Genomic DNA, 23,903 nt, shown 5'->3' with positions numbered 1-23,903 from the left:
ACAATGTCAGTAGGCGAACGACAGGGGCGCGGGCCGGTCTGCGTCGGTGTCGTCGCCGTCGTCGCGACCTCGATCCGGGTGCGGGGACGAGTCGTGGGCCAGGGGCCCGTGCACGGTGTAGCGGCGGACGAGGATGAACCACACCACCGCCAGCGCCCCGTACAGCAGCGTGAAGGTGGTCAGCGAGATCATCACCGTCCACACCGACTGGTTCGACACGCCCTGCGCGACGGTGAGGTGGATGCTGGGATCGCCCGTCGGATTGGGCGCGACCATCCACGGTTGGCGCCCCATCTCGGTGAACACCCAGCCCGAGCTGTTGGCCAGGAACGGCGTCGGGATGGCTGCCAACGCAAGCCATCCCAGCCACCGCTGGTCGGGCACCCGCCCGCGCCGCGTGAACCACAGGCCCGCAGCGGCCAGCACCGCCGACCCGATGGCCCAACCGATCATGGCCCGAAACGCCCAGTAGGTGACGAAGAGGTTGGGACGGTAGTTTCCGGGCCCGAATCGCTGCTGGTACTGCTGTTGCAGATCGGTCACACCCGACAGCGTCGCGTTGACGTCGTTGGTGGCCAGGAAGGAGGTGAGGTTGGGCAGCTCGATCACGCGGGTGATCGAGTCGCAGTTGTTCTGGGTACCGATGGTCAGGATGGAGAACGAGGCACCGGTCTCCACGTGGCACAGCGATTCGGCCGAGGCCATCTTCATCGGCTGCTGTTCGAACATCAGCTTGGCCTGAGCGTCCCCGGTGACCGCCAACGCCACCCCCGAGGCCAGCATCACCCACATCGCAAACCGGGTGACCGGACGGTAGAGGGTGCGCGCCTCGGTGTTGAGCTCGCCTGCGAGCACCACGTCGTCGGTCACCCTGGCGCGTCTACGATCTCGGATCATCCACCAGGTCCCGATGCCCGCGACGAAGGTACCGGCGGTGAGGAACGCCCCGGCCACGGTGTGCGGGAACGCGGCCAGGGCGGTGTTGTTGGTCATCACGGCCCAGAAGTCCACCAGCTCAGCGCGTTGGGTGTCCGGATTGAACCGGGCGCCCACCGGGTGCTGCATCCACGAGTTGGCCGCGATGATGAAGAAGGCCGATGCGTTTACCCCGATGGCCACCAGCCAGATGCAGGCCAGATGCACTCGCGCCGGCAAGCGCTGCCACCCGAAGATCCACAAGCCCAGGAAGGTCGACTCCAGGAAGAAGGCGACCAGCCCTTCCAGGGCCAGCGGCGCACCGAAGACGTCCCCGACGTAGCGGCTGTACTCGCTCCAGGCCATGCCGAACTGGAACTCCTGCACGATGCCGGTGGCCACCCCCAGGGCGAAGTTGATCAGGAACAACTTCCCGAAGAACTTGGTGGCGCGATACCACTGCTCATTGCCGGTGACGTGCCACACCGTCTGCATCACCGCGATCATCGGCGCAAGACCGATGGTCAGAGGGACCAGCAGAAAGTGGTAGACCGTCGTGATCCCGAATTGCCAACGCGAGACGTCGAGCGCGTTCATGTGGCGACCTCACTGTGCGAACCCCAGAGCACTACTACATGCCGTAGTAGTCACCACGGATTCAACTCCTCAGCGCCGGTCGACACCATGGGACAAAGGTGTTCGACCCACCACACAAGGTCCCGGGAACTGCACGCCACACAGGGGACGAAAGTCCTCTGTGTGCCTGAGAGATCGAGGTCAGTCCAGCTCGATCGCGCGGTTGATCAGCGCGTTGAACTCCTCGAGGCGGGCGGGCACCGGCATGGGGTATCCGTTGAGGACCGCCACTCGGGCAGCCAGGGTGATGCTGGACACCAGCCAGACCCCGTCGGCGGTCACCAGGTCCGAGCCACGCAGCGCTGCGGCGCGGGTGCGAAACCCTTCTTTCTCGGCGATGGTGAACAGCGCCTGCTGTGTGGTGCCGTGCAGGATCCCGTTCTCGGCGGGCGGGGTGATGAGGGTGTCGCCACGCAGCACCACCACCGTGGCTCGGGGGCTCTCGAGCACCTGACCTTCACTGCTCAGATAGATCACGTCGTCGGCGCCCTCGGTGGCCGCGTGACGCAGCGCGGCCATGTTGGTCGCGTAGCTCAAGGTCTTGGCACCCAACAGTTGCCACGGGGCGCGGGCGGCGAGGTCGACCGAGTATCCGCGGTCGAGGGTGATCACGGTGATCCCCTCGGCCCGGGCGGTGGCCACCCGCTCGGCCACCGGGCCGACGGTCAGATACGCGGTCGCCTCGTTGGATTCTCGACTGATGCCGGTGTCGGCCCGGTCGGAACCTTTGGGCGGGGCGTCGACCGGCGCGCTCTCGCGACCACGCGAGTACACCAGCCGCATCACACCCTCGGCGGACGGGTTCTCCTCTGCCCACACCCGAGCGCCGGTGCGGATGGCCGCGAGCCACCGGTCGAGATCAGGGTCGGGCAGTCCCAACGCCGCGGCGCTGCGGGCCAACCGATGCAGGTGCAGGTTCACGCAGCGGGCGCGTCCGTCGCGCACCAGCAGCGTCTCGAAGACGCCGTCACCGCGCACCGCGGCGAGGTCGTCGGCGTGCAGGAAGGGGACATCGGCGTCGAGAACCGCGCCGTCGTAGGTGACCAAGATCGGATGCGCCATGGCGCTCACCCTATCGGGTACTCGTACCATGGAAGCCGTGACCGCCTCCCCGTCCACCGTGCTGCTGGCCCACCGTGGATCCGGTGCCGTACCCGCCCCCGACGACTCCCCCGATGCAGGCGTCGCCTGGCATTTCGGCGACCCGCTCGGTGAGCAGCGCGCCGCGCTCGACGGTGTGATCGTGGTCGACCGATCCCATCGTGGGGTCATCGAGATCAGCGGCGAGGAGCGGCTGAGCTGGCTGCACACCATCTCCAGCCAACACGTGGCGACGCTGCCCGATCGGCGCAGCGCCGAAGACCTCAGCCTCGACGGCAACGGACGCGTTGAGGATCACTTCATCGTCACCGACATCGACGGCGTCACCTATCTCGACACCGAACATCAACGGGCGCAACCGCTTTTAGATTTTCTGAGCCGAATGGTGTTCTGGGCCAAAGCAACCCCGGTCGCGCGGCCCGACCTCGCCGTGCTCACCCTCGTCGGGCCCGGCGCGGTCTCGGGCCCGCTCGCCGCGCTGTTGGAGATCCCCGAGCACGCGCAGGTCTATCAGGCCGGCTCGCTGCCCGAGCAGCATCACGACGACGAACCGCAGGGGTTCTGGCGCGTGATGCCGCCGCTGGGCGAAGCCGATGCACCGCTGCCGCGCGTCGACGTGATGGTGCCCACCGGCCATCTCACCGATTGGTGGACGCTGCTGACCCAGACCGGCGCGCGCCCCGCGGGCATCTGGGCGTTCGAGGCGCTGCGGGCGGTGGCCGTGATGCCACGGCTGGGTGTGGACACCGACGAGAAGACCATCCCGCACGAGGTGGCCTGGATCGGCGACCCCGACCACCACGGCGCAGTACACCTGGACAAAGGCTGCTACCGCGGGCAGGAGACCGTGGCCCGAGTCCACAACCTCGGCCAACCGCCGCGTCGACTGGTCCTGCTGCAACTCGACGGCAGCGCCGACGCTCGCCCGGTCACCGGCGATCCGATCACCGCAGGCGGACGGAGCGTCGGACGGGTGGGTACCGTCGTCGACCACCACGAATACGGCCCGGTCGCCGTGGCCCTGGTCAAGCGCACCATCCCGGTCGACACCCCGCTGTTGGCCGGGGGGGTGGACGCCCGCATCGACCCCGCATCGGTGCCCACCGACGATCGGGTGCCGGCCGGTCGGGCCGCGATCGAGAAGCTGCGCGGTCGATGACCGGCACCGTGGTCGCGGTCTGTGCGGCCGGCACGCCGGTGACACTGGCCCGAACCGGCGACACCGGAATCGCCAAGACACCGCTCGCCGGCGCCGTCGCGTTCACCACCGAGGGCATCGACGGCGACCTCATCCTCGATCGCACCCACCACGGCGGTCCGGACCAGGCCGTCTACGCCTACAGCGAGGCCGAGGCGAAGCGCTGGTCGCAGGAGATCGGGTTCACACCGGCACCGGGCTGGTTCGGCGAGAACCTGCGCTTGGCGGATGTGGCCGTCTCGGATGCGCTGATCGGGGAACGCTGGCGCATCGGGACCGACGTGGTGGTGGAGGTGTCGATGCCACGCGTTCCGTGCCGCACCTTCGCCGAATGGGCTGAGCGACCACAGTGGGTGAAACGCTTCACCGAGCGGGGCGACGTGGGCACCTACCTGCGGGTTGTCACCGAAGGGGAGGTGCGTGCGGGGGATGCGGTGCAGGTGCTCAGTCGCCCCGACCGTCAGGTGAGCATCCGTGACTTCTTCGCCGGCACCGTGTCCGACGAGTTGCTGACGCAGCTCGCGTCGGCGCCGGAGGTGGCGGCCAAGGTCCGGTCGGAGGCGCAGCGGGCGTTGCGCGTACGCGCTCGCGACCGGTGAGGCGCGCGGGCGTACCCGCCGGTCCACGTTGCGCTCGCCAGCGCGCTAGACTGTAGCCACGACAAGATTTGTAAACTCAGAACGGGGCCGCCAGTCTTGATTGGCCGCCCCGTCATTGTGCGAGGGGGTCCCCCTATGGGCCGCGGCAGAGCAAAAGCAAAGCAGACGAAGGTGGCTCGGGAGCTCAAGTACAGCTCCCCGAACATGGACCTCGACAGCTTGCAGCGTGAACTGGCGAACAGTCCGGACCAGCCACTCGACCGGCCGGACCCCGCCGACGCGTGGGCCGACGAAGAGGAATGGCGTCGAGCCTGACGCTCGAGGTCGTGTGACGGCCTAGAACCGCGGGTGCTCCCCGGCGAGCACCGCGGTTCCCGTCCCAGCCACTCCCTCGCCGCCACTCTCGGCGCTCGCCTTCTTGACCGTCCCCAGCACCCAGCTGTCGAGGTGCCGGGCGGTCAACACTGCCAACGCTCGGTCGGTGTCGGACGGTGAGACGATGGCAACCATGCCCACCCCCATGTTGAAGGTGCGCTCCATCTCGCGGCGTTCGACCCGACCGCGCTGCCCGATCATCGCGAAAATCGGTGCGGGAGTCCAGGTTCCGCGGTCCAGCTCGGCCATCAGGCCCCGCGGCATCACGCGCGCGAGGTTCTCGGCCAGGCCACCACCGGTCACGTGGGCGAAGGTACGTACCTCGGTCTCGGCGATCAGCGCCAAGCAGTCCTTGGCGTAGATGCGGGTCGGTTCCAGCATCTCCTCGCCCAGGGTGCGCCCGAACTCCTCGACGTGACCGCCGAGATCCATGTGTCCCCACTCCAGCAACACCTTGCGTGCCAACGAATATCCGTTGGAGTGCAGCCCAGAGGACCCCATCGCGATGACCACATCGCCGGGCCGCACCCGATCGGGCGAGAGCACGGCGTCGGCTTCGACCACACCCACGCCGGTGGCCGACAGGTCGTAGTGGCTGTCCTCCATCAGGCCGGGATGCTCGGCGGTCTCGCCACCGAGCAGCGCGCACCCGGCTTCGACACACCCGTCGGCGATGCCCGACACCAGTTCGGCGATCAACTCGGGGTTCACCTTGCCGACTGCGATGTAGTCCTGCAGGAACAGCGGTTCGGCCCCACACACCACCAGGTCGTCGACCACCATCGCCACCAGGTCGCGTCCCACCGTGTCATGTTTGCCCATCGCCTGTGCCACAGCGAGTTTGGTGCCCACACCGTCGGTGGACGAGGCGAGGACCGGCTCACGGTAGTCGCCGCGTAGCGAGAACAGGCCGGCGAATCCGCCGATGCCGCCGAGGACTTCGGGGCGCGATGCTCGTTTGGCGTGCGGGCTGAGCAGCCGGACCGCCCGATCGCCTGCGTCGATGTCCACACCGGCGGCGGCGTAGGACGCACCTGCGCTACCGGTCTCCGCACCCTGGCTAGTCACGCGTCATACGGTACTAGAGGGTCCGCCCCGTTCGTGTGTCTGCTCCCGGCGTCGACGCTGCTCCACCGGATCGGGAACAGGTACCGCCGCCAACAGCCGTTTGGTGTAATCAGCGCTGGGCGCGCGCAGGATCGTGGCACCGGTGTCGAGTTCCACCACGGCCCCATCACGCAGCACCGCCACCCGCTGTGACACCTGTTCGACCACCGCGAGGTCGTGGCTGATGAACAGGGCACCGAAATCCCACTGCTGCTGCAGGTCGATGAACAACTCCAGCACCGAGGCCTGCACCGAGACGTCCAGGGCACTGGTCGGCTCGTCGGCCACCAGCAGATCAGGTCCCAGAGCCAACGCCCGCGCCAGGTTGGCGCGCTGACGCTGCCCACCGGACAGTTCGTGGGGGTAGCGGTCCTCGGTGCCTGCGGGCAGGCGCACCGAGTCGAGGAGTTCACGCACCCGTGCGGTTCGGGTGGCGCGGTCACCGTAGGCGTGCACGACCAGTGGTTCGGCGATGCACGTACCCACCGTCATCCGCGGGTTGAGCGCGGTGGCGGGGTCCTGAAAGACGAACCCGAAACGCTTGCGCAGCGGCCGCATGGCCCGCGAGGACAACCCCGCGATGTCGGTGCCGAGCACCACCACGCTGCCCGACGTCGGCTTCTGCAGACCCGCCACGCACCGACCGATCGTCGACTTGCCCGACCCCGATTCGCCGACCAGACCCAGAGTCTCCCCTCGGCGCACGGCCAGTGAGACATCGTCGACGGCGCGAAAGGTGCCGCTGCCCAACCCGAGTGGGAATTCCACGGTCAGCCCGGTCACCTCCAGCACGGTCTCGGCGTCGGCGGCCACCGGCGTGGTGCGGGTCGGTTCACCCAGGTGCGGCACCGCGGCCAGCAGGGTGCGCGTGTACTCCTGCGTGGGCGCGGCGAACAGGTCGTGCACCTCGGCTTGCTCCACCACGACACCGGCGTTCATCACCACCACGCGGTCGGCCATGTCGGCCACCACGCCCATGTTGTGGGTGATCAGCACGATCGCCGCCCCGATCCGCTCTTTGAGATCGCGCAGCAGATCCAGGATCTCGGCCTGCACGGTCACGTCGAGAGCGGTGGTGGGTTCGTCGGCGATGATCACCAGCGGGTCGCAGGCGATGGCCATCGCGATGACCACCCGCTGCTTCTGCCCACCGGAAAGTTCGTGCGGGTAGTAGTCCACGCGCCGCTGCGGCTCGGGCAAGGCCACCATCTGCAGCAGCTCCACCGCGCGGGCCGCGACCTCCTTCTTCGACATCATGGTGCCCGAGATCGGGTGTGCGCGAATGGCTTCGGCGAGATGGGCGCCCACGGTCAACAACGGGTTGAGCACCGCCCCGGGCTCCTGGAACACCATCGCGATGTCCTGGCCGCGGATACCGGTCAGCTCGCGGGCCGACATCGACGTCACCTCACGCTCACCGAGCCGAACCGTTCCGGTCACCTGCGCGGTCTCGGGCAACAGACCGATGGCGGCGCGAGAGCTGACCGATTTCCCCGAACCGGATTCGCCGACCACCGCCAGTACCTCGCCGGCGAAGACCTCGAAGCTCACGTCACGTACGGCGTCGACCACACCGCCGTCGGTGGCGAAGGTGACCGACAGGTTCTGCACCGCAAGTGCGGGAGTGTTCACGATGCGACCTCCGAAGCGTCATCGGTGCCACCGGCGGCCTTGCCCAGCCGGCGGGTGCGCAGCAGCGGGTTGGTGGCCTCGTTGATGCTCTCGCCCACCATCGTGATGCCCAGCACGATCAACACGATCGCCATGCCGGGAAACACGCTGGTCCACCACAATCCGTTGGCCACATCGGGCAGCGCCCGGTTGAGGTCGTAGCCCCATTCCGAGGCGGCAGTCGGTTCGATGCCCAGGCCGAGGAACCCCAACCCGGCCAGGGTGAGGATGGCTTCGGAACAGTTGAGGGTGGCGATCACCGGCAGCGAGGTGGTCACGTTGGGCAGGATGTGGACGAACGCGATGCGTGCGGGACCGGCCCCGGTGACCCGGGCAGCGTCGACGAACGGTTCGGTCTTCACCGACAGCGTGGCGTTGCGGATCACCCGGTAGTACTGCGGGATGAACACCACCGTGATCGACACGGCCGCCGCCATGATGCCGCCGAACCCGCCCTTGAAATGCGGTCCGAGCGACGCGGACACGACGATCGCCAACAGCAGCGACGGAAAGCCGAACATGGCGTCCATGAAGGTGACCACCACCCGGTCGAACCATCCGCCGGCATATCCAGAGACCAGGCCCAGCGCGACGCCGATGAGCACCGAGAGCAGCAAGGCCAACACGATGACGATCAGCGCGGTGCGCGCGCCGTAGACCGTGCGGGAGAACACGTCGAGTTGTCCGACGGTGGTGCCGAACCAATGCGCACCCGACGGTCCGGCCAACGACGGGAAGTCGCCGGACGAATCACGTTGCTGTTTGAACGAATACGGCGCGATGAGCGGCGCGAACACGGCCAGGATGATGAAGATCGCCACCAGCACCAAACCGGAGATCAGGGTGTAGCGCTGTAGACCCGACGTGCTGCGGATGAGAGCCAGCCCCGGGATCTGACTCCGGCTCGGCGGGCGGATGGGCGACGGCTGTGCCGATGGGTCGGCGGCGGGAACGGTCATCGATTCACCTGTCCTAGAACCGGATCCGAGGATCGATGAGCGCCACCACGGCATCGATGACGAAGCTGATCACCGCGATGAGGACCGCGATGAAGGCGATGATGCCCTGCACTGCGATGTAGTCACTGTCCTGTAGGTAGCGCGCCAGCTGGTAGCCCAGACCCTTCCACTCGAAGGTGGTCTCGGTGAGCACGGCACCGCCGAGCATCATCGCGATCTGCAGGCCGATCACGGTGACCACCGGCACCAATGCATTACGGAAAGCGTGTCGGGTCACCACTTTTCGTTCCGACACCCCGCGGGCGCGGGCGGCCTCGACATAGCCCGACCGCAGCGTCTGCAACAGGTTCACCCGCACCAACCGCAGGAAAACGCCTGCGGTGAGCAGACCCAGGGCCAACGCGGGCAGCACGGCGTGTTTGAGGACGTCGATCAGATAGCTCGAGTCGCCGTAGAGGATGGCGTCGATCAGCAGGATGTTGGTCTTCGGCGAGACGTTCTGCAGGGCCAGTTCGGCATCCACACTCGCCCGTCCCGAGGACGGAAGCCAGCCCAGATGGACCGCGAACACCAGCTTGAGCAGGATGCCGATGAAGAACACCGGCGCCGCGTACAGCAGGATGGCCAGGATGCGCAAGGTTACGTCGGAGATCTTGTCACGGTGGGTTGCCGCGAAGCGGCCCAACGGGATTCCCACCACGAAGGCCACAATGAGGGAGTAGCACACCAGCTCCAGCGTTGCCGCACCAGAGGTGACGATCACATGGCTGATGCGTTCGCCGTCGAGGTTGGCCTTGCCCAGATCACCGTGGATCAGGCTGTTCAGATAGCTGAAGTACTGCTCCAGGATCGGCCGGTCCAGCCCGGCGGCCTTGCGACGGGCCGCCAGTTGATCGGGCGGCAGGATGCCACCGAGCTTCGCGGTGATCGGGTCGCCGGCGATCCGCAACACGAAGAACACCACCGTCACCAGGATCCACACCGTCGGGACGACCAGCACCGCGCGAATCAGCAAATAGCGCACCAGGGCACCGCGACGCGACGCGAACACCCCACCCCCATCGGACTTCTCGACAGAGGTGGGGTCGTCGAGCGTGGTCGAGCTGGTGGTTGCCTCGCCCATCACTTCTTCGACAACGTGCCCACGTGCAACGTGAACGACTTGTCGAGGGTGACCCCGTCGATGTTGTTGCGCGACACCGCGATCTGCTTGCCTTGCAACAGCGGCAGCGTCGGGATGTGGCGGTCGGCGACGATGTTCTGGATGTCGGTGATGATGGCCGCCCGCTTGGCCGGGTCGAGCTCACTGCGCTCCTGGCTCAACATCGCACTGATCTCGGGGTTCTCGAACCCCGACTTGAGGAAGTTGTTCTTGTCCAGGAACGGGGTCAGGTAGTTGTCGGCGTCCGGGAAGTCCGGGAACCACCCCAGCTGGTAGACGGGATAGGTGTTCTTCACCCGGTCCTTGCTGTAGGTCTGCCAGTTCGCCGAGCTCAGCGTGATCCGGAACAGTCCGGTCGCCTCGAGCTGCGCCTTGACCTTCGCGTACTCGTCGGCCGAGCTTGACCCGTAGTGGTCGGGGTTGTACCAGAGGTTCACCGAGACCGGCGTGGAGATACCGGCATCGGTCAGGTACTTCTTGGCCGCGGCCGCGTCGGGCTTCTCGCCGTACTTCTTGTAGGCGTCGGTGGCGCCGGGCAAGCCGCCGACGATCATGCTGTAGGCGGGGCTGAAGGTGCCCTGGTAGACGTCCTTGGCGATGGCGTCACGGTCGACCGAGCTGGCAATCGCCTTGCGCACGGCCAACTTCTGCTCCGGGGTGCCGCCCGGCATGGTGTTGAGGTTGAACACCAGGTAGCGCAGCTCGCCGCCGGGACCCTCGTGCACGGTCAGCGCGGAGTTCTTGCGCAGGGCACCCACGTCGGTCGGGGTCAACGAGCGGTAGGCCAGGTCGATCTCACCCTGCTCGATGGCGAGTTTGAGGTTGGTGGCCTGGGTGTAGTACTTCAGCCGCACCTTGTCGGTCTTCGGAGCGCCCAGCAGCCCTTGGTAATTCGGGTTCTTGACGAACTCGACCAGCTTGTTCTTGTCGTAGCTGTCGATGGTGTACTGCCCGCCGAAGGCCTTGCCCTTCACGATCGCGTCGTCGTCGAGAACCTTGTCGGCCGGAAACACCTTGGGGTCGACGATGGGACCGACGTTGGTGCCCAGCAGCTGAGGGAACGTCTGGTCGTTGGGCTCGGTGAGGGTGAAGTTGACGGTGGTGTCGTCGGGCGCATCGGTCGACTTGAGATTGGCCAGCAGCGACGACGGACCGTTGGGATCGTTGATCTTCACGATGCGGTCGAAGGAGTACTTGACCGCCTGCGCGGTCAGCGGATCACCGTTGGCGAAGGTGAGGCCCTTCTTCAGCGTGCAGCTGTAGACGGTGGTCGAGGTGAACGAGCAGGACTGTGCCGCAGACGGTTTCAAGGTGCCCGAGCCCGGCTCGAAGTCCATCAGGAACGGGTAGACCACCTTCATCACGGCCAGCGACCCGTTGTCGTACGAGCCGGCCGGGTCGATGAAGGACACCTGGTCGGTGGTGCCCACGGTGATGGCCGCACCGGAGTCGCTCGACGAACCGCTGTCGGTGCGACCCGAGCCGCACGCAGAGACGACCAGCGACCCCACCGCCACCGTGGTGACGGCGATCAGGCCGACCCTGGTCTGGCGCGAGGCCCGACGCCGAAATGAATTGGCCTGATGGGCAGACATTGTCACCGTTCCTTGATGTCACTCCGGATCTGATCGCCTGATGATAGCCGTGGCCTCCGGCCCCGTGAGTGAATTAGGAGGGCGGGCGGGCCAAAATCACGCACGGGACCTGATCAGGGGCGACGCAGGGCGCTGGCGTTGTCGTTGGTCGCCGACACCACATCAGAACTGGCGGCGTTGGCCAACATGGTCTCCAACACTGCCTTGCCCATCGAGGTCTCGCGCGGCAGATCGATGGGATAGTTGCCGTCAAAGCAGGCCGCACACAGCTGTTCGCGTGGTTGCTCGGTGGCAGCGATCATCTCGTCGATGCTGAGATAGGCCAGCGAGTCGGCGCCGATGGCCTGGCGCACGCCCTCGACCATCCCCTCCTCCGATTCCATACCGTTGGCGATCAACTCGGCCGGAGAGGCGAAGTCGATGCCGTAGAAGCACGGCCACCGCACCGGACTCGACGCGATGCGGACGTGGATCTCGGCCGCACCCGCCTCGCGCAGCATCCGGATGAGAGCACGCTGGGTGTTGCCGCGCACGATCGAATCATCAACCACCACAAGACGTTTGCCGCGGATCACCTCCCGCAGCGGGTTGAGCTTGAGCCGAATCCCCAACTGGCGGATGGTCTGTGAGGGCTGGATGAAGGTGCGTCCCACGTACGCGTTCTTCATCAGGCCCTGCCCGTACGGGATTCCCGACTCCGCGGCGTACCCGGTGGCCGCCGGCGTACCCGATTCGGGCACCGGGATCACCAGGTCGCCGTTGGCCGGGAACTCGCGCGCCAACCGACGACCGATCTCCACCCGTGAGGAGTGCACCGAGCGGCCGTTGATGACCGAGTCGGGGCGCGCGAGGTAGACGTATTCGAAGACACAGGCTTTGGGGGTCGGTTGGGCAAAGCGGGAACTACGCACGCCGTCGGCGTCGATGGCCAGCAGTTCGCCGGGCTCGATGTCGCGGACGAACGACGCACCGACGATGTCGAGTGCCGCCGTCTCCGAGGCCACCACCCAGCCACGATCGAGCCGGCCCAGACACAGCGGCCGGACACCGTGGGCGTCGCGGGCAGCGTAGAGGGTGTGCTCGTCCATGAACGTCAGGCAGAACGCGCCCTTGAGGGTGGGCAGCAGTTCCATCGCGGCCTGCTCGATGGTGCGATCGGCAGCGCCGTGGGCCAACAACGCCCCGACCACGTCGGAGTCAGAGGTGGCTCCGCCGTGCATCCGCGATTCCATCAACCCGGCGGCGCGGGCGATGCTGGCGAGGTCGGCGGTGTTGACCAGGTTGCCGTTGTGACCCAACGCCACTCCGGTCCCGGCCGCGGTGGTCCGAAAGATCGGCTGGGAGTTCTCCCACGTGGTCGATCCGGTGGTGCTGTAGCGGCAGTGCCCGATGGCGACGTGGCCCTGCATCGAAGCCAGCGTCTGTTCGTCGAACACCTGGCTGACCAGACCGAGGTCTTTGAACACCAGCACCTGTGAGCCGTCGCCGACGGCGATCCCTGCGGCCTCCTGGCCACGGTGTTGCAGTGCGTAGAGGCCGTAGTAGGTGAGCTTGGCGACCTCCTCACCGGGGGCCCAGACACCAAAAACCCCGCATTCTTCGCGGGGTTCGTTTTCTGGGGTGTCCAGCGCCGGGTGGTTGAGCGCGGCCGCCGAGGAGCACGGGGCGGGAGCGGCGGAGGCGAGGAGATTCGGGCTGTGGATCGACAGCTCGGTCACGGTGACGCTCCCAAAGTGGACGGCAAGGGCGTGGCTCGAGTCTACGGTCCACCGTGACAGCCCGACGAATCCTCGCCGCCTCGTGTTCGTCACATCGGCAAGGGCGCTCCCCCCGATGCGGTCAGACGCGCAGCCCGGTGAACGGGGCGAATGGCAGGTTGCGGACCACGAACCACCCGATGACAGCGATCAGCACCAACATCGGAGCCCACCGGCGGTCCTGCCAGCGGGGTAAGCGTGCCACCCCGAATCGGGCGAGCACCCATCCGATGTAGGACACCACCAGCAACACCACCGCGACCAGACCAAGAGCGTTGTAGCGCAATGCGGCACCGATGTCGGCGTGCAACAGCGAATAGATCATCCGCATGGAACCACAACCGGGACAGTCGATTCCCAACAGCGCCTTGGTGGGGCACACCGGGATCACCCCGCCAGGTGTGGTCGGGTCGGCCAACCAGATACCCACGCAACTCCCCGCCGCGACCGCCGCCACCCCAGCAGGGGCGGCGAGCGCTCGCAGCGGGGACGCGGCGGCGAGTCGTGCGGTCAATACGACGTCGTGGAGTTGACAGTCGCCGCGATGACGATCACGTAGGCGATGATGCCGAGTACCGAGCCGACCACCCCGATGATCGCCCCCCACATCGCCCACTTCTTGGCTTCCTCAGATGCTCGCGCGGCGCCCATCTGATCGCCTTGGGCCCACAGGGTGTTCACCGAGTTGGACTTGATGATTGACACGATTCCCAGCGGCAAGCAGCACAAGACGGTGCACAGGATGGCCCAGACCAGGTAGTTCTCTGGCGGCAGACCCGCAGGCGAGCCGTACCCGCCCGGATATCCCTGGCCGTACTGGGTAGGTGGACCGTAGGCGGGCTGCCCGTACTGCGGTTGTTCGTAGGCGGGCTGCCCGTACTGCGGTTGTTCGTAGGACGGCTGCCCGTACTGCGGTTGCCCGTACTCGGGCTGGCCGTACTGGGGTTGGGTGTAGTCGGGCGGGCCGGCGGGCGGCTGCTGACCGTACGGGGGTTGCCCGTCCTTCTTGAACGGCTCGGTGGAATCGCCGTACGGATTGCCCATTGGTTCAGACGCCTCACAGTGGTAGGGATGGTGTTCGCGGGCTCACAGTACCCACACTGACGCCTGTCCGGTGCACTGACAGATGTGAATTTTGGGCACCGGAGATCACAGCCGAAGCAATGGGAGCAGACCCGCCACCTCTGCCGCCCGTGACCCCGACGCCGACACCGTCCCATGCGTCACCGCCGTCGACAGGTCCAGCAGCCCGACGACCAACAACAACCACGTCCGCGGATCGGTCTCCACCACGTTGGGTGGGGTACCGCGGGTGTGGCGCGGACCCTCGATGCACTGCACGGCCACGAACGGCGGGATACGGACCTCGACCGAGTTGCCCGGCGCCACCTGCGGAAGGGTCCGCGCGCTGAGCCGTACCGCAGCGGCCAACTCGGCCCGAGCCGGAGCGTCCACCGATTCGTCGTACAACCAGTCGGCCACGGCGAGTACGGCCGCCCGCATCACCGCAGGATCCACCGCCTTGCTCGCCACGGGCCCACTGTAAATCGGGTTGCGCCGCGGACCCGAACCCGGTGAGGTGACATGCGTGACCGTCACCCTGCGCGTGGCCGAACCAGGCGATGAAGCTCGGGTCGCAGTGACCCATGTGCGGTCATGGCGCGCCGGCTATCGAGACCTGATGTCGGCCGAGGCACTGGGCGAGCTGAACACGCAACAGTTTGCCGCCCGCTACACATTCCACGATCAGGCTCCGGTTCGGACCATCCTCGCCGCCGACGAATCCGATTCGGTCGCAGGCTTTGTCAGCGTGTGTGAGGACCGTCGAGAGGAATCCGACCAATCGCGCGGAGAGCTGGCGGCACTCTACGTCGACCCCGATCACTGGGGCAGCGGCGTCGGTGTGGCTTTACACCACGCGGGGTTGCGCCAGTTGCAACACTGGGGTTTTCGCGTCGCGGTGTTGTGGGTGTTCGCGGCCAACATCCGAGCTCGAACCTTCTACGAGCGGCGCGGCTGGGAGCTCACCGGACGCAGTCGGATGTACGACACGCCACGCAGTTCATGCCAGCTCGAGGTGCTGGAGTACCAGACACCCCTGTGTGGTAACCCTTCTGACGAGTGAGGTGCCGGCGACACCGGCCCGTCCGCCGGATGGCGAACAGGCCGGTGGCTGCCTGGCCTGCCCCGGTGTTCTCAGGTTCCCTTGACGTTGAGGATCTGGCGCAGCGTGTGGTCGACCGACACCAACCGATCGGCATCCGCCATCACCACGTCGATGTCCTTGTATGCCTGCGGGATCTCATCGATCCACTGCGCACCGTGCCGGTATTCGATGCCCGCCATCGCCGCGGCAAGATCGGCTTCGGTGAAACGCCGCTTGGCCTCGGCACGCGAGAATCGCCGACCAGCACCATGCGGCGCCGAACACAGTGCGCCCCCATGGCCTTTGCCGGTGACGATGTAGGACCGTGTCCCCATCGAGCCGGGGATGATGCCACGCACGCCCTCGTGCGCGTCGATGGCACCCTTGCGGGTGAGCCACACATCCTTGCCCCCGTGCTTCTCGCGCACGGTGTAGTTGTGGTGGGTGTTGATCCGCTCCGCTTCCATCGTGGCCGGGTCGCCGACGTGACCGACCCAGTGGGCCAACGCCTGTCTGAACCGATCCATCATCTCCGCACGATTGGCCAGGGCGAACGCCTGCGCCCACCGCAGATCCCGCAGGTACACCTCAAGCTCGACGGTGCCGCTGGGCAGGTAGGCAAGGTCGGGGTTGGGCAACTCGATATGCCAACGGCGACACAGCTTCTGCGCAATCGCGATGTGCCGCTGCGCTATCCGGTTACCCACACCGCGCGACCCGGAGTGCAGGAACATCCACACCCGGTTGGTCTCGTCGAGACACAACTCGATGAAGTGGTTCCCACCGCCGAGCGAGCCGAGCTGCTCCCGCCACTTCGGCGAGTGTGACAGGTCCACGTCGTCGTCGATCGCCTGCTGTTCCAGCTCGGCCATCCGGGCTGCGGTGAACACGAACCGATCGGTGGTGCGGTTGTAGTTACCTGGTGAGAGTGGGATGGCCGACTCGATGGAGGAGCGCAGTGCGGCTCGATCGAGATGATCGATATCACTGTGGCACAGGGTTGTTCGTGCTGCGATCATGCCGCAGCCGATGTCGACACCGACCGCCGCGGGAATCACGGCGTCGACGGTGGGGATCACCGTCCCCACGGCTGAACCCTTGCCGTAGTGCGCGTCGGGCATCAACGCGACGTGCGGGTGCACGAATGACAACGCCGCGGTCTCCTTGGCCTGCTCGATCGTCTTGTCGTCGATCGAGGAGGCGAAGTTGAGCAGCTTGAGGTTGTCGATGCGGGTGGTCACGGGAATCTCCTTTGTGGTCAGCACAGGAGTGTGCCGCACGAGAACCACCTGCAGCCAATGATTTAACTGCTCAGCGTGCCGCGTTCTTGATGAACTCCGCCACCCCCGCCGGTTGGCGAGCGCCACCGAAGTACCCGCCGCGTACGTGCCGGCGCCGCTGTGTGTCGTTGGTCGCGCGTGCCGCCGAATGCCACAGGTAGGCGTCATGCAGGATGATGTCACCCGGTTCGGCATACACCGCCACCTCGCCGCGCACCTTCTCGAAACTCAAGGGCATGGCGAACGGCGGTGTGCGCGTGGTCCGTCCGCCCGCAGCCCGCGCCCCGTCCGGCACCACGGCCCCGTTCACGTTCCGATACGGCGCCGGCGTGGCCCAGAGATGGCTACCGGGAACAACTCTGAGGAATCCATTGGCCGGACTGGTGCCGTCGATGTGGATGGTGAATGCTGTCGAGGGCCAGATGTCGAGGCTGGGACTGGCCTGCCAATCCGAATGCCACCCGATGCGGGTGTAGCCAGATTCCCTGCCGGGCCGTGCATCCTGGTAGACCACGCCGAACTGTTCGTGGGCTCGCAACCAGCAGTCGGGACCCAACAACGCGACCATGATGGCCGCCAAGGTCGGATCGGTCACTGCCGAGGCCACCGCCGGCGAGACCTCGTTGACGTACTCGACGTAGTTGGCGAAGCGTTCGGCCTTGGCGGCCTCGTCGAGAAACACCGTTGAGCCGTGGCGCTCATCGAGTTCCCCTGCGATCACTCGGTTTTGCGCATGCACGCATTCGGCTTCGATGAGCGCGAGCTGATCTTCCTCGATCAGTCCACGTACGGTGGCATAGCCGTGCATGTCGTAAAACCAGATCAGCCCGTCGAGGTCATCGGGCGCGAACACGCCGGGCTCAGGTCGCCACATCATGGACCAACGCTAAACCTGCTGCAACGCCTCCGCAGGTTCAGCGCGGCGCGGCCACCCAGCGACGGGTGGCCGGCAGCAGTGCCAGGATCATCGTCGCGATGGGGAAGATCGCGAGAATCACACTGACAGCGCCGCTGCCGGCCAACTGGCCAGCATTGAGCTGATCGTCCGAGATCAGTGTGCGCATAAACGCCATTATCGAGAAGAGAATACTTGCCCCGCAGCCGGCCGCCAGGATCACTGGGCCACGGGCACCACGCCTGAACAGCGCTATGGAGCCCCAACCGAGCAGCACGGCTTCCACGAGGCGCACGACCGCGAAGGCGATCGCCCACACCACGGAGTCGATGGACTCAGAATCGCGCAACGTCAGCACCACGGCGACCACGAACAACACAAAGAATAGGACCGCCACGATCGCACCGAGCACACCCAACACCCCGGCGAAGATCGCAGAGACGCCCGACGGCGTGCGAGGCTGCGGATAACCAGGCTGTGGCGGGTACCCGCCCGGATAACCCGGGTACGAGGGCTGGCCCGAGTACGCCGGTGCGGCCGGGTACGCCGGTGCGGCCGGGGACACGGGTGGACCGGTGAACGGCGGAGGCCCGGGATACCCCGGGCTGCTTGGATACGGCGGCTGGCCCGGATACTGCGGTGGGACACCCGAAGGTGGCGGGTATTGCCCAAAAGGGTGGTTCACGGTGTCGGACGTTAGTACACCAGCGACATCTCAGCCGAACAAAGCGGGCAGGGTCGCCTCATGCACCTCGCGCAACTCGGCGAGAGTGATGGAGAAGTGGTCTTGCACCTCCACCGAATCACTGCCCTGGTCCACCACACCGATACGCGTCCACGGCATCTTTCGGGCATCCAGCATGGCGCAGAACCGGGTCTCCTCGGTCCGCGGCACGGCCACCAGCACCCGGCCAGCCGACTCGGAGAACAGCCACACGAACGGGTCGGCACCTTCGGGAAGGATGATGCGGCAACCGGTTTCACCGGCCAGAGCCGATTCGATCACCGCCTGGATCAACCCGCCCTCGGACAGGTCGTGGGCGGCCGACAGCAGGCCGTCGCGGGAACCGGCGGTGAGGATCTCGGCCAGCAGCCGTTCACGTTCGAGGTCGACCTGCGGCGGCACCCCACCGAGGTGGTCGTGAACGACCTGCGCCCAGATCGATCCATCGAACTCGTCGCGGGTGTCACCCATCAAGATCAGGGTCTCGCCGGGTTCGGTGCCGATGCCGGTCGGCAGCCGCCGATGCACGTCGTCGATCACCCCGAGCACCCCGACCACCGGCGTGGGCAGGATGGGAGTGGACCCGGTCTGGTTGTAGAAGCTCACATTGCCGCCGCACACCGGGATACCCAATTGCGCACAGCCATCAGCCAATCCGCGCACTGCCTGCGAGAACTGCCACATCACGGCCGGGTCTTCCGGTGATCCGAAGTTCAGACAGTTGGTGACTGCCTTCGGGGTGGCGCCGGTGACGGCGACGTTGCGGTAAGCCTCGGCCAGCGCCAACTGAGCACCGGCATACGGGTCGAGAAAGGTGTAGCGACCGGACGCATCGGTGGCCAAAGCGATTCCGCGACCGGATATCTCATCGATGCGGATCACACCGCCGTCGGCGTTCTCGGCCAGCACGGTGTTGCCGCGAACGTAGCGGTCGTACTGCTCGGTGATGAACTTGCGGCTGCACAACGCAGGCGAGGCCAGCATCGTGAGCACCGTGGAACGCAACTCCTCGTCGGTGGCAGGACGCGCCAAATCGACTGTGGTGGCAGCGATCACGGCGTCGTGACTGTCGGGGCGGGCGACCGGCCGCTCGTACACCGGGCCTTCGTGGGCGACGGTGCGCGGCGGCACGTCCACCACGGTCTCGCCGTGCCAGGTGATCTGCAGGTGATCGCCGTCGGTCACCTCACCGATGACGGTGGCCAGCACATCCCATTTGCGGCACACCGCCATGAAGGCGTCCACGTTGTCGGGCGTGACGACAGCGCACATGCGTTCCTGCGATTCGCTGGAGAGCACCTCGGCCGGGGTCATCCCCTCGGCGCGCATCGGTACCTGTTCGAGTTGAATACTCATGCCGCCATCGCCGGCTGACGCCAACTCTGATGTGGCACAGGACAATCCGGCACCACCGAGGTCTTGGATGCCCACCACCAGGCCGGCTGCATACAGCTCCAGGCAGCACTCGATGAGCACCTTCTCGGTGAACGGGTCACCCACCTGCACGGCGGGCAGTTTCTTGCGGCCGGCGCCGGGTGTCCCCGAACCGTCGTCGTCGAAGGTCTCAGACGCCAGCACCGACACCCCACCGATGCCATCGAGTCCGGTGCGGGCGCCGAAGAGGATGATCTTGTTGCCCACCCCGGAGGCGAACGCCAGGTGCAGGTCCTCGGCGCGCAACACGCCTGCGCACAGCGCGTTGACCAACGGGTTGCCCGCGTAGGAGGCGTCGAAGACGGTTTCACCACCGATGTTGGGCAACCCCAACGAGTTTCCGTAGCCACCCACCCCACGCACCACCCCGTCGACCACGCGACGGGTGTCGGGGGCATCCGCGGCACCGAAGCGCAGCTGATCCATCACCGCGATCGGCCGGGCTCCCATGGCCATGATGTCGCGGACGATGCCGCCGACGCCGGTCGCGGCACCCTGATACGGCTCCACATACGACGGGTGGTTGTGCGACTCGACCTTGAAGGTGACGGCCCAGCCGTCGCCGATGTCGACCACACCGGCGTTCTCCCCGATGCCCGCCAGCATGGAGGCGCGCATCTCATCGGTGGTGGTCTCACCGAAGTAGCGCAGGTGCACTTTCGACGACTTGTAGCTGCAGTGCTCAGACCACATCACCGAATACATGGCCAACTCGGCGTCGGTGGGGCGGCGACCCAGGATCTCGCGGATGCGGGCGTACTCGTCGTCTTTGAGTCCCAGCTCGCGGTAGGGCTGTGGGGTGTCGGGAGACTGCGCGGCGTGATCGACGGTATCGACGGAGCGGGGGTCGACGGACAAGGCGTCGGGGTCCTTCCCTGCGGTGGCGAGGGCCGTGCAGACGGCCGAGTCGAGTGTATCGGTCGACCAGAACCACCTCGACGCGCTCAGGTCAACGCGCGGTAGCTCTCGATCAGCGCGTGAACCATCTGCCTGGCGGACCAACAGTTCGGCGCCCCGGCCTCCAACATTGCGATGAGTTGCGTATCCGAATCGGTGAAGCCCGGCACGGTCAGTCGCCGCTTCGGTTCCGGGAATGCTCTGACCGTGCACGCCACACGCACGTCCTCGACCGTCGCCGGCACACCGTCCAACCTGATGTATTGCTTCGTCGACATCGCACCCCGCTGACGTTTCGAGTCCGTGACCAGCCCCATCTTGACCGCTGCCAGCGCAAACTTCGAACCGGTCTCGTTCAAGGTGATGACGCACACTGCAGGGTCGACACGGGGTGCGGTGGGCTCGGCGAAGAGCGGATTGCTGAGCGCAGGCGCAGCCATCGGCATGGTCGGGAGCAGCCGGTTGAGAGCTGTGCACGGGTCGACCCGCGACGCCGGAGTGGTCACGGTCGCTGTCGGCGGCGGCCGCTTGCTCCGGATCTGCGGCAACGACGCCGCGACGATCGCGCGCAGCGGATCGCACGCCGTGGAAGAGTCGTCCACCTCGTAGCCAGAGGCGCCGAACTGGACAAATGACCCCGCGGCAGTGTTGATGCTGATCAGACACCCAAGGCTGTCGGTGGTGACGAAGGCAGGCTGACCGGCGACTTCGGTGTTCATCGTCGTCTCCGGCGCCTCGGTGAACGCGATGCTCACATCATTGATCCCGACTTTGTTCTTCCGGGGGTCGACGTTGAAGTGGCATGTGCTGAGCGCCCTCCCGGCGAAGGGTCCGATGTAGTTGGGCGCACTCAGGACTGAGGTGACCGCGGCCAGGTCGACGTATCCGCACACGTCCACGGCACGCAAGGCGTCGAGGGTGGCGATGTATTGGCGTTCAGGCTCGGAGAGGGTGGTCCGATAGTCGACTGACGGACCCGTCGCCACCTCGTTTGGCGAGTCGGTGCCGCACCCGACCGCCGACACCAGCAGCACAGCCACCGCCACAGCGAGGATTGACCAACGTTTCACCAGACACCTCCGACGGTCTGTTGCGCCGACAAGCCTCTTGAGTGGGCCTAACGACTCTCGCTCAGGCTAAAAGCCGGGGGCGCACAGGCAGTCTCACGGTTGTGTCATCTATGCGATCGTCCGTCGCCGATCCCACGCTGTGGCCGGGATATCCTGGTGGCCGTATCCGTAGTTCCGTGCGGGCGTGACAGCGCGCGCAATCAGACTCCCGGGGGTCGTCTCACGTGACCGATATCCGCCACGCACGCCAACTGTTCGACCTCGGTGTGCTGTCTCTCGGCATCCCGGTGGACGGTCAGCAGTCCGCGCGCGATGAGAACCAGGCGGCGTTGGCCTTCCAGCGGGCCAGCGAGTTCGCCCCCGACATGGCTGATGCGTGGATGGGTCGGCTGGCGTGTGGCGACAACTCCGACTACGTGGTCAGCAATCTGTACCGGACCCGGGGCGCGTTGCACGCAGACCTGCGCCGACTCGGGTTGCCGCCGCGCACGCTGTACGGGTCGTTTTCCACGCTCTACATCCAGTACCCGTTGTCCGACACGCCTGAGGTGATCGCCGCGTACGCCGCGACGCTGATCAACGGAAAGGATTTTGACGGTGCCGAAGAGGTGCTCGACGAGATCCCGGCGGCGTCGGCCAGCCCGATCGTCACCTACGTGCGCGCCACCCTGCACTACTTCACCCAGCGTTGGCCCGACGTGTTGACCATCCTCACCGCGTCCGCGACCTGGGGAGACGAATACATGGTCGCCGGGGCCAACGTGATGGCCGGCGCGGCGTGCGCACAGCTGGGGATGTTCACCGAGGCCAACCGACGTCTGGAGGAGGCCGAGACCGGCCCCATCCCGGCGGCGGCCACCTCCGCGATGTACACCCACGCGCTGGTGCAACGTGAAGAAGGTAAGGAGGACAACGCTGTTGCCCTCTTCGAGCAGGTGTACTCCCGCAACCCCCAGTTCCCCGGGGTGGCCGACGCGATCCGCAACCCCAAGTTCCGACTGGTGGTGGTCGAGCCCGGTCAGATCGCCAAACGCACCAACCGGTGGGATCCAGCGTCGGTGCCCGACGATGCCCCCGCCGCGTCGGAGGAGTCGAGTGCCGCGCAGACCGACGCACTGGCCGCGGCCAAAGCCGAGTTGGACAGGCAGGTGGGGCTGACGTCGGTCAAAACCCAGGTGGCCAAGCTGTCGTCGTCGGTGGCGATGGCGAAAGTGCGTGCAGACAAGGGGCTTTCGAGTACCTCACGGTCGTTGCATTTGGCCTTCACCGGCCCTCCGGGTACCGGTAAGACCACCATCGCGCGCATCATCGCCAAGACGTATTGCGGTCTGGGGCTGTTGAAGACAGACACCATCGTCGAGGCCAGTCGCCGCGACATGGTGGGTGAGCATCTGGGTAGCACCGCGCCCAAGACGTCTGCGTTGATCGATCGCGCGCTCGACGGGGTGCTGTTCATCGACGAGGCGTACACCCTCATCCAGACGGGCCTGTCCGGTGGTGACGCGTTCGGTCGTGAGGCCGTCGACACCTTGCTGGCGCGAATGGAGGACAACCGGGATCGTCTGGTGGTCATCATCGCCGGGTACGACGGGGAGATCGACCGGATGTTGGCGTCGAATGACGGTCTGGCGTCACGTTTTGCCCGCCGCATCAGGTTCGAGTCGTATCAGCCCGAGGAGCTGGCGCAGATCGGTGGGGTGATCGCGAAGTCACGCGATTCCCTGCTGCCGAGCGAGTCGGCGCGCATCTTGGCAGAGGCGTGTCGCCCGCTGTACGACTCGATCGTCACCGACCAGAACGGCGAAAAGGTCCGCCTGATCGACCTGGCCGGTAACGGGCGTTTCATCCGCAACGTGATCGAGGGAGCCGAGGAAGAGCGCGAATTCCGTTTGACCTCAGGCGATCTCGACATCGCCGAACTGGATTCCGAAGCGTTGATGCGCATCGAGCCCAGCGATATCAAGACCGCCATCGATAACATCATCACCGCCATGAACCTCAACGCGCGGATGCGTTAGGTCTACCCGCCTCGCCTGCTCGTTCGCACGACTTGGTTCGGTTCGCACGGTCGGAGCGCGTTCGCACCCCGCATGCACCGTGCGAACCGCCGCACACCGTGCGAACTGCAGCCAACCGTGCGAAACCCCCGGTCCAGGTCCAGTTCGCGTGGCCGGGTCGCGTTCGCACGACTTGGTTCGGTTCGCACGGTCGGAGCGCGTTCGCACCCCGCATGCACCGTGCGAACCGTCGCACAGCGTGCGAACTGCAGCCAACCGTGCGAAACCCCCGGTCCAGGTCCAGTTCGCGTGGCCGGGTCGCGTTCGCACGACTTGGTTCGGTTCGCACGGTCGGAGCGCGTTCGCACCCCGCATGCACCGTGCG

At 66.3% G+C, this 23,903-nt stretch carries 21 protein-coding genes; 5 read left to right on the top strand and 16 right to left on the bottom strand.

The genetic code is table 11. From position 1 onward, the window contains the following. Nucleotides 1-6: 6 nt before the first annotated feature. Both KIK15_RS06005 and KIK15_RS06000 read right to left on the bottom strand, forming a co-directional pair. Entirely contained in the window at nt 7-1,512 is a 1,506-nt protein-coding gene (locus tag KIK15_RS06005; protein WP_214243310.1) for a cytochrome ubiquinol oxidase subunit I, read from the bottom strand. Between the two features lie 180 nt (nt 1,513-1,692). Then, complete coding sequence (locus KIK15_RS06000) at nt 1,693-2,613, bottom strand: aminodeoxychorismate lyase (protein ID WP_214243309.1); 921 nt, start codon at nt 2,611-2,613, stop codon at nt 1,693-1,695. Between the two features lie 37 nt (nt 2,614-2,650). Between KIK15_RS06000 and KIK15_RS05995 the strand changes: the two genes are divergently transcribed. The 3 genes from KIK15_RS05995 (at nt 2,651) to KIK15_RS05985 (ending at nt 4,764) form a co-directional block, all read left to right on the top strand. Next, nucleotides 2,651-3,811 (top strand): folate-binding protein, encoded by a 1,161-nt coding sequence (locus KIK15_RS05995; RefSeq protein ID WP_307851759.1) that lies wholly within the window; start codon nt 2,651-2,653, stop codon nt 3,809-3,811. Next, nucleotides 3,808-4,449, top strand: coding sequence for an MOSC domain-containing protein (locus KIK15_RS05990; protein WP_214243308.1), 642 nt, complete (start codon nt 3,808-3,810; stop codon nt 4,447-4,449). The genes KIK15_RS05995 and KIK15_RS05990 overlap by 4 nt, the downstream gene beginning before the upstream one ends. 135 nt (nt 4,450-4,584) lie before the next feature. Continuing rightward, nucleotides 4,585-4,764, top strand: coding sequence for a DUF3073 domain-containing protein (locus KIK15_RS05985; protein WP_214243307.1), 180 nt, complete (start codon nt 4,585-4,587; stop codon nt 4,762-4,764). Nucleotides 4,765-4,785: 21 nt separating this feature from the next. Here KIK15_RS05985 and purM read toward each other — a convergent pair whose 3' ends face one another. From purM to KIK15_RS05940, 9 genes are all read right to left on the bottom strand, one after another. Next, the gene (gene purM / locus KIK15_RS05980; protein WP_214243306.1) at nt 4,786-5,892 is read right to left on the bottom strand and encodes a phosphoribosylformylglycinamidine cyclo-ligase; all 1,107 of its coding nucleotides are present in this window, start codon (nt 5,890-5,892) and stop codon (nt 4,786-4,788) included. A 3-nt stretch (nt 5,893-5,895) separates the two neighbouring features. Continuing rightward, the gene (locus tag KIK15_RS05975; protein ID WP_307851758.1) at nt 5,896-7,563 is read right to left on the bottom strand and encodes an ABC transporter ATP-binding protein; all 1,668 of its coding nucleotides are present in this window, start codon (nt 7,561-7,563) and stop codon (nt 5,896-5,898) included. Then, nucleotides 7,560-8,561 (bottom strand): ABC transporter permease, encoded by a 1,002-nt coding sequence (locus KIK15_RS05970; protein WP_214243305.1) that lies wholly within the window; start codon nt 8,559-8,561, stop codon nt 7,560-7,562. Before KIK15_RS05970 ends, KIK15_RS05975 begins: the two co-directional genes overlap by 4 nt. Nucleotides 8,562-8,574: 13 nt before the next feature. Beyond that, a complete protein-coding gene (locus tag KIK15_RS05965) occupies nt 8,575-9,684 on the bottom strand; it encodes an ABC transporter permease (RefSeq protein ID WP_214243304.1) in 1,110 nt (369 codons plus the stop codon). Continuing rightward, nucleotides 9,684-11,318 (bottom strand): ABC transporter substrate-binding protein, encoded by a 1,635-nt coding sequence (locus KIK15_RS05960; RefSeq protein WP_214243303.1) that lies wholly within the window; start codon nt 11,316-11,318, stop codon nt 9,684-9,686. Before KIK15_RS05960 ends, KIK15_RS05965 begins: the two co-directional genes overlap by 1 nt. A 113-nt stretch (nt 11,319-11,431) precedes the next feature. Further along, complete coding sequence (purF, locus tag KIK15_RS05955) at nt 11,432-13,036, bottom strand: amidophosphoribosyltransferase (protein WP_214243302.1); 1,605 nt, start codon at nt 13,034-13,036, stop codon at nt 11,432-11,434. Between the two features lie 121 nt (nt 13,037-13,157). Next, nucleotides 13,158-13,589, bottom strand: coding sequence for a DUF2752 domain-containing protein (locus KIK15_RS05950; RefSeq protein ID WP_250324271.1), 432 nt, complete (start codon nt 13,587-13,589; stop codon nt 13,158-13,160). After that, the gene (locus KIK15_RS05945; protein ID WP_214243301.1) at nt 13,586-14,119 is read right to left on the bottom strand and encodes a CD225/dispanin family protein; all 534 of its coding nucleotides are present in this window, start codon (nt 14,117-14,119) and stop codon (nt 13,586-13,588) included. Before KIK15_RS05945 ends, KIK15_RS05950 begins: the two co-directional genes overlap by 4 nt. Nucleotides 14,120-14,224: 105 nt before the next feature. Next, on the bottom strand, nt 14,225-14,578 hold the full coding sequence (locus KIK15_RS05940) for a sterol carrier family protein (protein ID WP_214243798.1): 354 nt from the start codon (nt 14,576-14,578) through the stop codon (nt 14,225-14,227). Nucleotides 14,579-14,663: 85 nt separating this feature from the next. Between KIK15_RS05940 and KIK15_RS05935 the strand changes: the two genes are divergently transcribed. Continuing rightward, nucleotides 14,664-15,200: a GNAT family N-acetyltransferase gene (locus KIK15_RS05935; RefSeq protein WP_214243300.1), complete on the top strand. Its 537-nt coding sequence runs from the start codon at nt 14,664-14,666 to the stop codon at nt 15,198-15,200. Between the two features lie 71 nt (nt 15,201-15,271). On the opposite strand, the gene KIK15_RS05930 is transcribed toward KIK15_RS05935, so the two are convergent. The 5 genes from KIK15_RS05930 to KIK15_RS05910 form a co-directional block, all read right to left on the bottom strand. Beyond that, a complete protein-coding gene (locus KIK15_RS05930) occupies nt 15,272-16,462 on the bottom strand; it encodes an RtcB family protein (RefSeq protein ID WP_307851757.1) in 1,191 nt (396 codons plus the stop codon). A 70-nt stretch (nt 16,463-16,532) separates the two neighbouring features. Further along, on the bottom strand, nt 16,533-17,378 hold the full coding sequence (locus KIK15_RS05925) for a phytanoyl-CoA dioxygenase family protein (RefSeq protein WP_214243299.1): 846 nt from the start codon (nt 17,376-17,378) through the stop codon (nt 16,533-16,535). A 37-nt stretch (nt 17,379-17,415) separates the two neighbouring features. Beyond that, nucleotides 17,416-17,808, bottom strand: coding sequence for a hypothetical protein (locus tag KIK15_RS05920; RefSeq protein ID WP_214243298.1), 393 nt, complete (start codon nt 17,806-17,808; stop codon nt 17,416-17,418). Nucleotides 17,809-18,111: 303 nt separating this feature from the next. Further along, on the bottom strand, nt 18,112-20,412 hold the full coding sequence (gene purL / locus KIK15_RS05915) for a phosphoribosylformylglycinamidine synthase subunit PurL (RefSeq protein WP_214243297.1): 2,301 nt from the start codon (nt 20,410-20,412) through the stop codon (nt 18,112-18,114). Between the two features lie 86 nt (nt 20,413-20,498). Beyond that, nucleotides 20,499-21,521 (bottom strand): DUF3558 family protein, encoded by a 1,023-nt coding sequence (locus KIK15_RS05910; RefSeq protein WP_214243296.1) that lies wholly within the window; start codon nt 21,519-21,521, stop codon nt 20,499-20,501. Between the two features lie 224 nt (nt 21,522-21,745). On the opposite strand from KIK15_RS05910, the gene eccA reads away from it, so the two are divergent. Then, complete coding sequence (eccA, locus tag KIK15_RS05905; protein WP_214243295.1) at nt 21,746-23,539, top strand: type VII secretion AAA-ATPase EccA; 1,794 nt, start codon at nt 21,746-21,748, stop codon at nt 23,537-23,539. The last annotated feature ends 364 nt before the right edge of the window (nt 23,540-23,903 follow it).

The organism is Williamsia sp. CHRR-6, from assembly GCF_018474015.1.
GTDB lineage: Bacteria > Actinomycetota > Actinomycetes > Mycobacteriales > Mycobacteriaceae > Williamsia_A.
The sequence above is the reverse complement of the archived record's forward strand: the minus strand, read 5'-3'. Positions and strand labels throughout refer to the sequence as shown.

Coding starts and splice junctions, on each gene's coding strand:
- KIK15_RS06005 (WP_214243310.1), bottom strand. CDS start 1,512: ATGAACGCGCTCGACGTCTCGCGTTGGCAATTCGGGATCACGACGGTC.
- KIK15_RS06000 (WP_214243309.1), bottom strand. CDS start 2,613: ATGGCGCATCCGATCTTGGTCACCTACGACGGCGCGGTTCTCGACGCC.
- KIK15_RS05990 (WP_214243308.1), top strand. CDS start 3,808: ATGACCGGCACCGTGGTCGCGGTCTGTGCGGCCGGCACGCCGGTGACA.
- KIK15_RS05985 (WP_214243307.1), top strand. CDS start 4,585: ATGGGCCGCGGCAGAGCAAAAGCAAAGCAGACGAAGGTGGCTCGGGAG.
- KIK15_RS05970 (WP_214243305.1), bottom strand. CDS start 8,561: ATGACCGTTCCCGCCGCCGACCCATCGGCACAGCCGTCGCCCATCCGC.
- KIK15_RS05965 (WP_214243304.1), bottom strand. CDS start 9,684: ATGGGCGAGGCAACCACCAGCTCGACCACGCTCGACGACCCCACCTCT.
- KIK15_RS05960 (WP_214243303.1), bottom strand. CDS start 11,318: ATGTCTGCCCATCAGGCCAATTCATTTCGGCGTCGGGCCTCGCGCCAG.
- KIK15_RS05945 (WP_214243301.1), bottom strand. CDS start 14,119: ATGGGCAATCCGTACGGCGATTCCACCGAGCCGTTCAAGAAGGACGGG.
- KIK15_RS05940 (WP_214243798.1), bottom strand. CDS start 14,578: ATGCGGGCGGCCGTACTCGCCGTGGCCGACTGGTTGTACGACGAATCG.
- KIK15_RS05925 (WP_214243299.1), bottom strand. CDS start 17,378: ATGATGTGGCGACCTGAGCCCGGCGTGTTCGCGCCCGATGACCTCGAC.